This is a genomic window from Mucilaginibacter sp. McL0603, from assembly GCF_049992945.1.
Taxonomy (GTDB): Bacteria; Bacteroidota; Bacteroidia; order Sphingobacteriales; family Sphingobacteriaceae; genus Mucilaginibacter.
Window position 1 is genome coordinate 4719417 of the sequence record NZ_CP188251.1, and the last position, 13470, is coordinate 4732886.

Genomic DNA, 13470 nt, shown 5'->3' on the forward strand with positions numbered 1-13470 from the left:
TCGGATTTTCGATTTCGGATTTTGAAGTAGTCTATGAATATTCATATTGAACAAATACGTCCTGAATTAACCTGGCGATTACGGCAGCAAGTTTTGTACCCTGCCCAAAAGCTGTATGAGATGGAGTTGGATGAGGATAATGATGGCGTACACTTCGGGGCTTTTACAGATAATGCATTGGTGGGTATCATTTCTCTTTTTCAAACAGGAACCATATTTCAATTTCGCAAGCTGGCTGTATTACATGAGTTTCAAAAGATGGAGATCGGTAATAGTTTGTTAAACCGCGTTGAAGAATTTGCAAAGTCAGAAAATGGTACATCTATCTGGTGTAATGCGCGGGTATCGGCAATAGGCTTTTATATGAAAGCCGGATATAATCATACTGGTAAGTTATTCTCAAAAAATGGCTTTGATTATGAGATACTGGAGAAGGTTTTAAAAGAACCAGTTTGATCTCCGAATCAAACTGGTCTCAATCAACTAAACTAATCTTGAAAAAAATTTACTCGTGCAAAGAAACTAAGGTCAGATAAACCTTGTGTTAAATCAATAACAATAAATATACAATAGCTCTAAAGTTTGTTAACACACCGCTTTACGCCAAGCTTTATTATATTTGCCGTTAACTACTAAGAACAGTTCATTTAAAAGTTATGTCTAAAAAGAAAGATGAAAAAAAGCAGCACGTTGCTGTGGTAAATAAATCCTCGTTGGCTTTTTTCGAAGAATATATCAACAACCCCTCACCTACCGGTTTTGAATCAAAAGGTCAGAAATTATGGCTGGATTACATTAAGCCTTACATCGACGAGCATTATGTAGATAACTATGGCACGGCTGTAGGCATCATCAACCCAAAAGCTAAATACAAAGTTGTAATTGAGGCGCATGCCGATGAGATATCATGGTTTGTAAATTACATCACCAGTGACGGTTTGATCTACGTGATACGCAATGGTGGTTCGGATCACCAGATAGCGCCTTCCAAAAGGGTAAATATCCATACAGACAATGGTATAGTTAAAGCAGTATTTGGCTGGCCTGCTATCCATACACGCTCGGGTGAAAAAGAAGAAGCACCTACATTAAAAAACATCTTTCTTGATTGCGGGTGTACCACAAAAGAGGAGGTCGAAAAACTGGGCATTCACGTAGGCTGCGTAATTACCTATGAAGATGAATTTATGATCCTTAACGACCGTTACTATGTCGGTCGCGCATTGGACAACCGTGCCGGTGGTTTTATGATTGCCGAAGTAGCTCGTTTACTTAAAGAGAATAAAAAGAAATTACCATTTGGTTTATACATCGTCAACGCTGTTCAGGAAGAGATTGGTTTACGTGGAGCAGAGATGATCGCGCATCATATTAAACCTAACCTGGCCATCGTAACTGATGTTACTCATGATACCCAGACACCGATGATCAGTAAGATCACCCAGGGTGATTTGGCTTGTGGTAAAGGTCCGGTAGTGTCATACGCTCCTGCGGTACAAAACAACGTTAACAAGTTATTGATCGAATCGGCACAAAAAGCAGATATTCCTTTCCAGCGCCAGGCTTCATCACGCTCAACAGGTACTGATACCGACGCTTTTGCTTATTCAAATGATGGCGTGCCATCGGCCTTAATATCTTTGCCATTGCGCTATATGCATACTACGGTTGAGATGATACATAAAGAAGACGTAGACAATGTGATACGTCTGATATATGAAGTTCTTTTAAATGTTAAGGATGGGCAGGATTTCCGGTATATTAAATAATTAATATACCTCAACTTTCTTAAAACATTTTAAGTATAAGTGCTATTTGATATTAAACATAATAAACACCTATAAGATACGTGCTAAACTGGCACCCTTAAACAACTATGAAACCCACTCTACTGATACTGGCCGCAGGTATGGCCAGCCGCTATGGAAGCATGAAACAAATTGATGGTTTTGGCCCAAATGGCGAAACTATTATAGATTACTCTATTTACGACGCGATCAACGCCGGATTTGGCAAGATCAGCTTCATCATCCGCGAAGAGTTTGCTGAGAACTTTAAGGCGATCTTCGAACCAAAACTAAAAGGCCGTGTGGAAACTGATTATGTTTTCCAAAGCTATGATCTAAAACCTTTTGGCATCAATAAAGAGATCGAAAGATCAAAACCATGGGGAACACAGCATGCAGTATTAGCTGCACGTAACCAGGTTAAAGAACCTTTTTGCGTGATCAACGCTGATGATTATTACGGTAAAGACGCTTTTGAAAAAATGGCAAAATTCCTGACTACCGAAGTAGCAGATGACAAATATGCCATCATTGGTTACCAGGTTGATAAAACATTATCTGATTACGGTTCTGTATCTCGCGGAGTATGTAAGGTTGATGAGAAAGGTAACATGGTAGAGATCAACGAGCGTACCGAAGTATACTTTAAAGAAGATGGCACCGTAGCTTATAAAGATGCAACAGGCGAACACTCATTACCAAATGATACCCGTGTGTCCATGAACTTCTGGGGGTTTACACCTGCCATATTCAAACAAAGCGAGCCGATGTTCAAGAAGTTTGTTGAGGCAAATGAGACCAATCCAAAAGCTGAATTCTTTATCCCATTGGCTGCTGATGAACTGATCAAAACCAAAACAGCCTCTTTCAAAGTGATCCCAACTGCCTCAAAATGGTTTGGCGTTACTTATAAGGAAGATAAACCGATCGTACAGAAAAGCATTTCTGAATTGGTTAACAACGGAACATATCCATCCAAACTTTGGACTTAATCAATACCTAAAATATTTATTAAATCCTGCCCTAAAGGCGGGATTTTTTGTTTTAAGACCCTTTTAATCCGGCGCAATTGCTGCCCGGATCATATAGCTATTGTTAAAAGTGTCTTTTAACCATTGCCAGCCCCAATAGGTATTATCACCAAGGTAGGATTGTCCTTCTTCCTTAAGTTCATTCTTAGTTATGCCTAAACGTGGCGTAATAACATCTCCACTATAGTTTGTCCCTTGAGGAGACCCGCTTTCATAACCTTTTTTTATTTTATAAAATTCCCAGTCAAGTAAGCAGAATGCTACAAAAAATCCGCTGTCAGGGTTTTCTATATGGTAACTTGATATATCTATATCAAACCATGCATTATTTTTTTTAGCGGATACAATTATGACATCTTTTGTTAATTCTTTGCCTGGTACGCCACCAGTATCCACTCCATATAACCTTACCCTAAATGGCGCAGTAACGTCCCCACCCTTATTAGCGTCAAATATCCCCCCATTTCCCAAATAAAACCCAACTGACTGTATAATTCCCTTTTCATTTTTAGAACCAGACATAAACCTTGCTTGTTCCATTAACGGAAAGAAGGCAGACCAAAGCCTCTTAGATGTCATTTTGCTGCCACACTTAATAAGCGCAGGCGGATTGATTCCAATTTTCACCTCCTGTAACGCTTTTACTAAAAGAGTTAATTTAATGATACTACCAGGTTGCAAATTGTTAACTCTTACCATTTGAGTTTTATAACCTATACAGGATATATTAATAGAATCTGTTTGCGTTATTTTATCATCATTGATATTGTATTTCCCTTCGTTATCAGTTGGATAAAATAGATTTTTATATGGAATACTGACCGTTGCACTGGGAATAGGTAAGCCAGATTGTGCATCAACAATACTACCTTGTAAATGTATTTGTTGTGCGTGGACTATGTTTATATTTAAGAATAAGATAAGGAGGCATTTAACTTTCATTGCCCTAAATATAGGTTTAGTTTTTAATTTTAATACTTTTAAGCAACCATGGCCAATACCTTTTCACAAATCTATCTTCAGTTTGTTTTTGCAGTTCAGCACAGGCAAAATTTAATTCCCAAAGAGCATAAAGAGGAGTTGCATAAGTATATTACAGGTCTTGTGCAAAATCGGAAGGCTAAAATGCTTGCCATTAATTGTATGCCAGACCATGTACATCTATTTGTAGGTTTTAAGCCAACCGTTTTAATTTCAGACTTTGTAAAAGAGATTAAAATAGAAAGCAATGAATTCATCAATAGTAAAAATTGGGTGAAAGGAAAATTCAATTGGCAGGAAGGATATGGCGTATTTTCTTATTCCCAATCTCATATTGATGCGGTCATCAAATATGTTTTAAATCAAGAAGCCCACCATCAGAAAAAAACATTCAAACAAGAATATCACGAATTGTTAGAGAAGTTCGAAATACCATTTGAAGAGAGATTTTTATTTGATTTTATTGAATAGTCGCTTGATTAAAGGAGGCACCTACCTTTGGTCTAATTAAGAGTATTTTTTATAAATATTGTTATTGTTTGAAACGGGGGGTCTGGGGGGTGTTAAAAACTAAAAACTTTGTGAATAACGTTATGATAAAGGGCAGGGTGAACTTGAGCTCCTACTAAGTTTACAGAACTATGCTCCGTATTAGTCCCTGCCCTTTATGATTGCCCAAGGCCCAACTAGAATACTAACCTTGCTACAACAAAGGTTTTTTCGGCAAAAGGCAATCTTTATAAACTTAAATTATAAACGTATGAGAAAGTGGAATGTTATTCTGGGGGTGGATGTGTCGAAGTTGACACTGGACGTAAGTAGTTACGAGCTTGGGCAGCACATCAAAATCGACAATTGTTCTGCGGGGTTCAAGGTATTTCAGAAGTGGTGTAAAACTCATAACATCGATTTGCAAGAAACCCTGATAGTGATGGAATACACGGGTGGTTATGAATACAGGTTCATTCAATTTTGCGAGGCTTTTTCTATTTCATATTGCAGGGTGCCTGGACTTGAAATAAAAAACTCCATGGGTATGACCAGGGGGAAAAGTGATGAGGCCGACTCCTTTCGTATCAGCAAATATGGTGAACAAAGGATAAAAGACATTGAGCCTTCAAGGCCGTTGGATAAAACCATCCTGATACTTAAACAGCTCTTATCTTTTCGTAAACGATTGGTACGGGAAAATGCGGGCTTGCAAAGCACATTAAGCGAGCGCCAGCACATGTACGAGATAAAGACAGCCGATACAATTACCCGTGTTAGTAAGGCAAAAATGAAATCAAACACGGTGTACATAAACCAGGTGGAGAAACAGATAATGGAAATAGTTAAAGCCAATGACGCTATGTTGTTAAACTACCGGATAATAACCAGCATCAAGGGCATCGGTAAAATAAATGCATGGATGACCATCGCTTATACCGAAAACTTTACCAGTTTCCCGGATGCAAGAACGTACGCAGTGTATGTGGGTGTGCTTCCATTTGGTCATAAATCGGGAACAAGTGTCAAAGGCCGCACAAGGGTCAGTAAACTTGCAAATAAGGAACTGAAACAGGAGTTGAATCAAGCTGCAAAAACAGCGATAGCGCATGACCTTGAACTCAAAGCATATGCCGAAAGAAAGTTCAAAAACAAATGCTATCCACTGGTATTAAACAATGTTAAATTCAAGCTGATCCTCCGAATGTTCTCCTTAGTAAAAAGAGGTGAAATGTATGTGGATAACTACAAACGATCAGCCTGAAAAAAAGCAATTTTAAATTAATTTGGATATATGGTAAACCTAGAATACGGAGTGGACTTGTATTACGCTTTAAAGACTTTAACTCCATAGGAGTTCCCTGTTTATAGAAAATGTTCGTGAATGTTTTTTGGGCTCCATAGGTGCCTCCTAAATTATTCGCCAAATAGATAATCACAAAAAAAGCCCGTCCTGAAATTCAGAACGGGCTTCGTTATATATGATGGATTTTAATTACTTAACTTCTTCGAAGTCAACATCAGTAACAGTATCAGAGCTTCCGCCTTGAGCATGTTCACCTGCTCCGGCGCCATCAGCACCTGGTTGTGCCTGACCTGAGTCTGCGGCAGCTTTGTACATCTCTTCAGATGCAGTGGCCCATGCAGCATTCAGTTCAGTTTGAGCAGTTTCAATTGCATCAAGATTCTTAGAGGCATAAGCTTCTTTCAGCTTCTTCAAACCTTCTTCAATAGGTGCTTTCTTATCAGCTGATATCTTGTCACCATATTCTTTCAGTTGCTTTTCAGTTGTAAAGATCAGGGCATCAGCAGAGTTCAGTTTTTCAACTTCTTCTTTTGCCTTTTTGTCAGCCTCAGCATTAGCTTCAGCTTCGTCCTTCATCTTCTTGATCTCAGCATCAGTTAAGCCTGATGAAGCTTCGATACGGATCTTCTGTTCCTTACCTGTAGCTTTATCTTTAGCAGCTACGTGTAATATACCGTTAGCGTCTATATCAAAAGTAACTTCAATTTGTGGTACTCCGCGTGGTGCTGGTGGTAAACCATCCAGGTGGAAACGACCTATAGTGCGGTTTTGTGCAGCCATCGGGCGTTCACCTTGCAAAATGTGTATCTCCACAGAAGGCTGACTATCAGATGCAGTAGAGAACACTTCCGATTTCTTGGTTGGGATAGTAGTGTTGGCCTCGATCAGCTTGGTCATTACACCACCCATAGTTTCAATACCTAATGAAAGCGGGGTAACATCCAGTAACAATACGTCTTTTACTTCGCCGGTTAATACACCACCTTGTATAGCAGCACCTATAGCAACTACCTCATCAGGGTTAACACCTTTTGACGGTGCTTTACCGAAGAATTTCTCAACAGCTTCCTGTATAGCAGGGATACGTGTAGAACCACCTACTAAGATGATCTCGTCGATATCAGAGATGCTTAAACCTGCACTTTTCAATGCTGATTTACAAGGCTCAATGGTACGTTTTATTAAACTGTCAGACAGTTGCTCAAATTTAGAACGGGTTAATGTTTTAACCAGGTGCTTAGGCATACCGTCAGCAGCAGTAATATATGGCAAATTGATCTCAGTTTGCGGACTGCTTGAAAGCTCGATTTTAGCTTTTTCAGCAGAATCTTTTAAACGTTGTAAAGCCATTGGGTCTTTACGCAGGTCAATGCCTTCATCACTCTTAAATTCGTCAGCTAACCAGTCGATAATTACGTGGTCAAAGTCGTCACCACCAAGGTGAGTATCACCATCGGTTGATTTTACTTCGAATACGCCATCACCTAATTCCAGTACTGACACGTCATGCGTACCACCACCGCAGTCAAACACAACGATCTTCATATCCTTGTGCGCTTTGTCCAGACCGTAAGCCAGGGCAGCAGCAGTAGGCTCGTTAATGATACGACGAACTTTTAAACCAGCAATTTCACCGGCCTCTTTAGTAGCCTGGCGTTGTGCATCGTTAAAATAAGCCGGAACGGTAATAACCGCTTCGGTAACTTCTGTACCTAAGAAATCCTCAGCAGTTTTCTTCATTTTCTGAAGGATCATCGCTGATATCTCTTGAGGAGTATATTTACGGTCATCAATTTCAACACGCGGTGTATTGTTATCACCTTTAACTACCTTGTAAGGTACGCGTGCCGCTTCCTTGCTAACCTCGCTAAACTGGTTGCCCATAAAGCGCTTGATAGAATAAATTGTTTTTGTAGGGTTGGTAATAGCCTGACGCTTGGCAGGGTCACCCACCTTACGCTCGCCGTTGTCAACAAACGCTACAACAGAGGGCGTAGTACGTTTACCCTCGCTGTTGGCAATAACTACAGGCTCGTTACCTTCCATTACTGCAACGCAAGAGTTCGTTGTTCCTAAGTCGATTCCAATTATTTTAGACATATATGATTGATTTTTCCTTTTTTAATATTTTAACCTACCCATTAATAACAAGGCTTATGCCAATATCAATTTGGCAGAAAAACGGGCTTTATGACATTCAAATTGGATATTATTTCGTCAGAAAAGTGAATAGTATTAGTGACAGGTTGGCAGAAAAGGAGGTGAGTGGTGAGGAGTGAATGGTGAGTAGCAGTGGCAGTTGATAGTAGCAATAAAAGGAAGGGGCTGTCACACTGAGGCACTCGAAGTGCGGTGCGCAGAGGCCAGTTAACGCTGAACTTGGTTTTGGGCGTTGCACCGTTTACCCTGCCCCAAGCCTACCACACACGGATGCCAGGCTTTCCACTCATACTACACAAGCATTAGCCACGAGGGCAGGTATCCGTTGCAATCCCTAACGCGAAGAGAAGTGCGTGTCATCCTGCGTTTAAAGCAACCAAAGCCTGAATTACAATAATAAGGCACAACGATCCATAAACAACAATGTCTTTTCTGACTATGGCGTTAGCGAGGATCACCAGGAAGAATATACCTGAAATTATAACGAAGAATAAATCATCGCAAGCTACTGCCTTGCCCATAGCAATCCTCCCCAGTCCATCGAGGTGGTCTTTTATTATCTTATGAAAGTGCACTCGTATTTTTAAAGTATCATAACATAGCCAGGTAAATAAGATATAACAAATGATAGATATCGGGTATTTCTTGAAAAACTGAAAAGTTGCTTTCATGTGAGGCTAATTGGTACCATTAATACAATTTATGAAGGAACGTAACCCTACTGTTCCGTCCGTCCGATATTTGAACTGCTAACTGATGGACGAAGTGGACAGGGATTGCTTATCCCCGTTTATAAACCTGATAGACCACCTCATGAAAAATAGGCATAGCCCGATGACCAGCATAACGAGCCCGTTGGCAAGGAAATACTCGGCATTTGATTTAAATAGCAGACCGAGTTTTAGGAAGATATGTTTTAAGTAATCCCATCCAAGTAAATCAAACCATTTCAGGAGTGCTATCAGTACAAAAGCAATCACCGAATTGAGCCAATACCACTTATGTTTTATTGACAGTACCAACGAGATGATAAACCCTGTTAAAAGTCCAGCATCCGCACTAAAACTAAACCAAATTGCATTATAAAATATTCTACGTTGAACTGCACTTGATCTAATATTTCTAACTTCCTTAAAAAATTCAGGATCGTGCAGTACGCTAAGTTGTTGAAACGCATAAATAAAAAACCAACAGGCTATAAAGTGTATCACCATCAGTCGCCAGTTTAGTTTGGATAGGATATTGGATAAGGCCATTGTGAGTGTTTGGTAAGGTAAATATAATCATTTTTCACACTCGCCTGTCACAAATGGTAACTTACAACAGGGAAACCGCTTTTAAAACTCCTATCAGCAGAAGGAGCCAAAGTTCACCCTGCCTTTTATAATAACGTTTTCCACAAAGTTTTTAGTTTTTAACACCCCCCAGACCCCCCATTTCAAACAATAATAATATTGCAGGATTGGCTTTATTAGACCAAAGATAGGAGCACCCTGTTTGTAGAATCAATTGAGAATAAGATTAGGCTCCATAGGTGCCTCCTGTTTAAAAGCGATTTCCCTGTAGCCGACAGGTGTTCGTTCGGTTTCTGAACCGCAACAGAATGAAACAAAGTGAAACACTTACATTATGTCATAGTAATCGGCATGACTTAGATATAGATACAAACAAAAACGCCCCATCCGACTCAGGCGGACAGGGCGTTTTTAATATTCTAACTGAAAAGGTTTAATTATTCGCCTTTTTCAGCGTTTTCTTCGTTAGCAGCTGGTGCTTCAGGAGTTTCTTTAACTTCTGGTGCAGCTTCAGCTTTTGGTTCTTCAACGGCTACTTCAGCAGCAGTTTCAGCTTTAGGTGCAGCAGCAGCTTTACCTTTAGCAGCAGAACCACCACGACGACGGGTTGCTTTCTTCTCAGTTTTAGCAGCTTCTTTACCGTAAACAGTATTGTAATCTACTAATTCTATCAGTGCCATTTCCGCGTTGTCACCTAAACGGTTTTCCATTTTGATGATACGGGTATAACCACCCGGACGGTTAGCAATCTTCTCAGCCACTTCGCGGAACAGGATGGTTACTGTTTCCTTGTCCTGTAAGTAACTGAATACTGTACGGCGTGAGTGAGTGGTATCGTTTTTAGCTTTGGTTAGTATAGGCTCAACATATACGCGTAAAGCTTTTGCTTTAGCCAAAGTGGTTGTAATACGCTTGTGTAAAATAAGCGATGAAGCCATGTTTGCCAGCATCGCCTTGCGGTGGCTGTCAGTACGGCCTAAATGGTTAATTTTTTTTCCGTGTCTCATTGTTTTTTAATTTTTGCACGTGCATACCGTCAGGCGACCTACCTCAGTCAAGCCCGGGAATTATGCCCTCGCTCATTTTTAATTATAGATTTGAGATGTGAGATATGAGATTTGAGATTAGTTCTCTTACTCATGCCTGGTTATCCCGGTTTGTTGTTTTTAAGATTTCAGATGTGATGATCGAAACACTGTCTCATATCTCACATCTAAAATCTCATATCTAATTTATTCTTCGTCTAACTTAAATTTCGACAGGTTCATACCAAAAGATAATCCTTTTGATTTAACCAGGTCCTGAATTTCAGTCAGTGATTTTTTACCGAAGTTTCTGAATTTTAGCATGTCTGCTACATCGTATGAAACCAGGTCGGCCAGGCTGCGGATATCAGCAGCTTTAAGGCAATTTAATGCACGTACAGAAAGATCAAGGTCAACCAGTTCAGTTTTCAGGATCTTACGCATGTGTAAGATTTCTTCGTCAACTTCTTTAGTTTCTTCCTTAGCCTGAGCTTCCAGCATCATGTTCTCATCGCTGAACAACATAAAGTGTTGGATTAAGATCTTGGCTGCTTCTTTCAAAGCATCTTCAGGGTGTATAGAACCATCAGTAGCAATATCCAGCACTAATTTTTCATAGTCGGTTTTTTGCTCAACACGATAGTTTTCTATAGTGTATTTTACGTTTTTGATAGGTGTGTAGATAGAATCGATAGCTATCACGCCTACATTAGCATCAGGGTTTTTGTTTTCTTCGCTTGCAATGTAGCCACGACCTTTGTTGATGGTGAGCTCAATTTCAAGTGTTACTGATGAATCCATATTGCAGATCACAAGATCTGGGTTCAAAACAGTAAAGTTATTTGAGAACTTGGTAATGTCGCCGGCAGTAAAAGCGTCCTGACCGTTAACGATCACGAATACTTTTTCTGAATCACCGGAATCACCTGATTTTTTCAAACGAACTTGCTTCAAGTTCAGAATGATCTCGGTAACGTCCTCAACAACACCCTTGATGGTTGAAAACTCATGATTTACTCCTGAAAAACGTACAGAAGTAATAGCATAACCCTCCAGGGATGAAAGTAAGATACGACGTAAAGCATTACCAATGGTTATACCGAAGCCTGGTTCTAATGGACGAAATTCGAACGTACCATCAAAATCGTTCGCTTTTTGCATGATAACCTTGTCTGGTTTTTGAAATGCTAAAATTGCCATTTATATCCTTTGTTTATTGTTTACTTGTTAATAGATTTGAGATGTGAGATATCAGATTTGAGACTTTACCGCCTCTTCTTCAAACCCTTATCTTAAACCATTTTTTTCTTGTGTATGTTTGAAAATGAGATGTGAGATTTTGACTTTCGTCTCAAATCTCACATCTAAAATCTCAAATCTTATTTAGAGTACAACTCGACGATCAGGTTTTCCTTGATGTTTTCAGGAATCTCATCGCGGTTTGGATAGTTCAGGAATTTGCCTGTTAAATTAGCAGCATCCCATTCTAACCAGCTGTATTTATTAATCTTTCTGCCTGCAACCGAATTGCTTATTGCTTCCAATGATTTTGATTTCTCACGAACTGAGATCACATCACCTGCTTTTAAGCTGTATGATGCAATGTTTACTACTTCTCCGTTTACATTGATGTGTTTGTGGCCTACTAACTGGCGTGCTGCTGAACGTGTTGGTGCAATACCTAAACGGAAAACTGCATTGTCTAAACGAGCTTCTAAGAATTTAAGCAAGTTTTCGCCGGTGATACCTTCTTTAGCTGATGCACGGTGAAACAGGTTTTCGAACTGACGTTCTAATACACCATAAGTGTATTTTACTTTTTGTTTCTCCATCAACTGAACCGCGTACTCTGATTGCTTGCCTCTTCTTTTTGAGACACCATGCATACCCGGTGGATAATTTTTTCTTTCTAACGCCTTATCCGGACCGAAGATCGGCTCGCGGAACCTACGCGCAATTTTTGATTTTGGACCTGTATATCTAGCCATTTTGTGTGTTTTAAAGTATCACGCAGCCTGTAGCTGATGAATCTTAGCTTTAAAAATTTGGGTTAATTAAACTCTTCTTCTTTTTGAAGGACGACAGCCATTGTGAGGAAGCGGTGTAATATCCTGAATGGTAGTCACTTCAATACCTGTAGTTTGTAAAGTACGGATAGCTGATTCACGACCAGCACCTGGACCTTTTACAAATACTTCAACTTTACGTAAGCCTAAATCATAAGCTACTTTGCCGCAATCGGCAGCAGCTTGTCCAGCAGCATACGGGGTGTTCTTTTTAGAACCTTTGAAACCCATTTTACCTGCTGAAGACCATGATATAGCCTGACCGTTTTTGTTGGTAAGGGTAATGATGATATTGTTAAAAGTAGCATTCACATGTGCTTCGCCAACCGACTCAACAACTACAACGCGCTTTTTGGTAACTTTTTTAGCTTTAGCCATCTTTTTTTGAGGTTTGAGATATGAGATTTGAGATGTGAGACTTAAGCCTCATTTCAAATACATCAATATCCTTTTTTATCTTCTTATCTTAATTGATTTAAGATGATCGACCGAATATGCTTCTCATATCTCAAATCTAACATCTCAAATCTATTTACTATTTAGTAGCTTTTTTCTTATTAGCAACAGTCTTACGTTTTCCTTTACGGGTACGTGAGTTGTTTTTAGTACGCTGACCACGCAAAGGCAATCCTTTACGGTGGCGGGTACCACGGTAGCAACCTATATCCATTAAACGTTTGATGTTCAACTGCACTTCTGAACGCAGCGCGCCCTCAACTTTGATCTGATCGTTAATGATACCACGAATAGCAGTTAACTGCTCATCGTTCCAATCCTGTACTTTGGTATTAAGATCAATTCCAGCCTGGTTCAATATATCCTGAGCTGTAGAGCGACCTATTCCGTAGATATAAGTAAGTCCGATCTCTCCGCGTTTGTTTTTTGGTAAATCAATACCTGAAATCCTTGCCATATTTTTCCTTTGTTTTTAAGTAACGTCGAACGGCGGCTACCGTTGTACGAATCGTTACAATATTTTTAATTACCCCTGACGTTGTTTATACTTAGGGTTCTTTTTGTTGATCACATAAAGTTTCCCTTTACGACGGATGATCTTGCAATCAGCGCTGCGTTTTTTAATGGATGCTCTAACTTTCATCTCTTTGTTATTTATATCTATAGGTTATTCTACCCTTACTTAAATCATACGGACTCATTTCCAGTTTTACTCTGTCGCCAGGTAAAATTTTGATATAATGCATGCGCATTTTACCGGATATGTGTGCAATAATCTCATGACCATTTTCCAGTTCAACCCTGAACATCGCATTTGATAATGCCTCCCGAATCGTTCCGTCCTGCTCAATCGAAGATTGTTTCGCCATATTTT

The 13470-nt window shown here is 39.6% G+C and carries 16 protein-coding genes; 5 read left to right on the top strand and 11 right to left on the bottom strand.

Features of this window, described 5'->3' with window-relative positions:
• Window positions 1-33 precede the first annotated feature (33 nt).
• The 3 genes from ACPPVU_RS21615 to ACPPVU_RS21625 all read left to right on the top strand — a co-directional run bounded on the left by ACPPVU_RS21615 (window position 34) and on the right by ACPPVU_RS21625 (window position 2779).
• Entirely contained in the window at window positions 34-456 is a 423-nt protein-coding gene (locus ACPPVU_RS21615; RefSeq protein ID WP_426668817.1) for a GNAT family N-acetyltransferase, read from the top strand.
• Between the two features lie 200 nt (window positions 457-656).
• A complete protein-coding gene (locus tag ACPPVU_RS21620) occupies window positions 657-1769 on the top strand; it encodes a M42 family metallopeptidase (RefSeq protein WP_426668818.1) in 1113 nt (370 codons plus the stop codon).
• 107 nt (window positions 1770-1876) lie between these two features.
• Window positions 1877-2779, top strand: a complete 903-nt coding sequence (locus tag ACPPVU_RS21625; protein ID WP_426668819.1) for a nucleotidyltransferase family protein — start codon at window positions 1877-1879, stop codon at window positions 2777-2779.
• 63 nt (window positions 2780-2842) lie between these two features.
• On the opposite strand, the gene ACPPVU_RS21630 is transcribed toward ACPPVU_RS21625, so the two are convergent.
• Entirely contained in the window at window positions 2843-3760 is a 918-nt protein-coding gene (locus ACPPVU_RS21630) for a carboxypeptidase-like regulatory domain-containing protein (RefSeq protein ID WP_426668820.1), read from the bottom strand.
• Between the two features lie 48 nt (window positions 3761-3808).
• On the opposite strand from ACPPVU_RS21630, the gene tnpA reads away from it, so the two are divergent.
• Both tnpA and ACPPVU_RS21640 read left to right on the top strand, forming a co-directional pair.
• Entirely contained in the window at window positions 3809-4270 is a 462-nt protein-coding gene (gene tnpA, locus ACPPVU_RS21635; RefSeq protein ID WP_426668821.1) for an IS200/IS605 family transposase, read from the top strand.
• Between the two features lie 289 nt (window positions 4271-4559).
• Complete coding sequence (locus ACPPVU_RS21640; protein ID WP_426668270.1) at window positions 4560-5552, top strand: IS110 family transposase; 993 nt, start codon at window positions 4560-4562, stop codon at window positions 5550-5552.
• Between the two features lie 231 nt (window positions 5553-5783).
• Here ACPPVU_RS21640 and dnaK read toward each other — a convergent pair whose 3' ends face one another.
• From dnaK to infA, 10 genes are all read right to left on the bottom strand, one after another.
• Window positions 5784-7694, bottom strand: a complete 1911-nt coding sequence (dnaK, locus tag ACPPVU_RS21645) for a molecular chaperone DnaK (RefSeq protein ID WP_426668822.1) — start codon at window positions 7692-7694, stop codon at window positions 5784-5786.
• Window positions 7695-8110: 416 nt separating this feature from the next.
• The gene (locus tag ACPPVU_RS21650) at window positions 8111-8425 is read right to left on the bottom strand and encodes a hypothetical protein (RefSeq protein WP_426668823.1); all 315 of its coding nucleotides are present in this window, start codon (window positions 8423-8425) and stop codon (window positions 8111-8113) included.
• A 78-nt stretch (window positions 8426-8503) separates the two neighbouring features.
• On the bottom strand, window positions 8504-9010 hold the full coding sequence (locus tag ACPPVU_RS21655; RefSeq protein WP_426668824.1) for a hypothetical protein: 507 nt from the start codon (window positions 9008-9010) through the stop codon (window positions 8504-8506).
• 476 nt (window positions 9011-9486) lie between these two features.
• Entirely contained in the window at window positions 9487-10056 is a 570-nt protein-coding gene (rplQ, locus tag ACPPVU_RS21660) for a 50S ribosomal protein L17 (protein ID WP_426668825.1), read from the bottom strand.
• Between the two features lie 225 nt (window positions 10057-10281).
• On the bottom strand, window positions 10282-11274 hold the full coding sequence (locus ACPPVU_RS21665) for a DNA-directed RNA polymerase subunit alpha (RefSeq protein ID WP_426668826.1): 993 nt from the start codon (window positions 11272-11274) through the stop codon (window positions 10282-10284).
• A 179-nt stretch (window positions 11275-11453) separates the two neighbouring features.
• Window positions 11454-12062: a 30S ribosomal protein S4 gene (gene rpsD / locus ACPPVU_RS21670; protein ID WP_426668827.1), complete on the bottom strand. Its 609-nt coding sequence runs from the start codon at window positions 12060-12062 to the stop codon at window positions 11454-11456.
• A 66-nt stretch (window positions 12063-12128) separates the two neighbouring features.
• The gene (gene rpsK / locus ACPPVU_RS21675) at window positions 12129-12518 is read right to left on the bottom strand and encodes a 30S ribosomal protein S11 (RefSeq protein ID WP_426668828.1); all 390 of its coding nucleotides are present in this window, start codon (window positions 12516-12518) and stop codon (window positions 12129-12131) included.
• A 157-nt stretch (window positions 12519-12675) separates the two neighbouring features.
• Window positions 12676-13053 carry a 30S ribosomal protein S13 gene (gene rpsM, locus ACPPVU_RS21680; protein WP_426668829.1) on the bottom strand — a complete coding sequence of 126 codons (378 nt, stop codon included), beginning with the start codon at window positions 13051-13053 and terminating at the stop codon, window positions 12676-12678.
• 69 nt (window positions 13054-13122) lie between these two features.
• Window positions 13123-13239, bottom strand: coding sequence for a 50S ribosomal protein L36 (gene rpmJ, locus ACPPVU_RS21685; protein ID WP_008506259.1), 117 nt, complete (start codon window positions 13237-13239; stop codon window positions 13123-13125).
• 7 nt (window positions 13240-13246) lie between these two features.
• On the bottom strand, window positions 13247-13465 hold the full coding sequence (infA, locus tag ACPPVU_RS21690; protein ID WP_090643449.1) for a translation initiation factor IF-1: 219 nt from the start codon (window positions 13463-13465) through the stop codon (window positions 13247-13249).
• Window positions 13466-13470 lie beyond the last annotated feature (5 nt).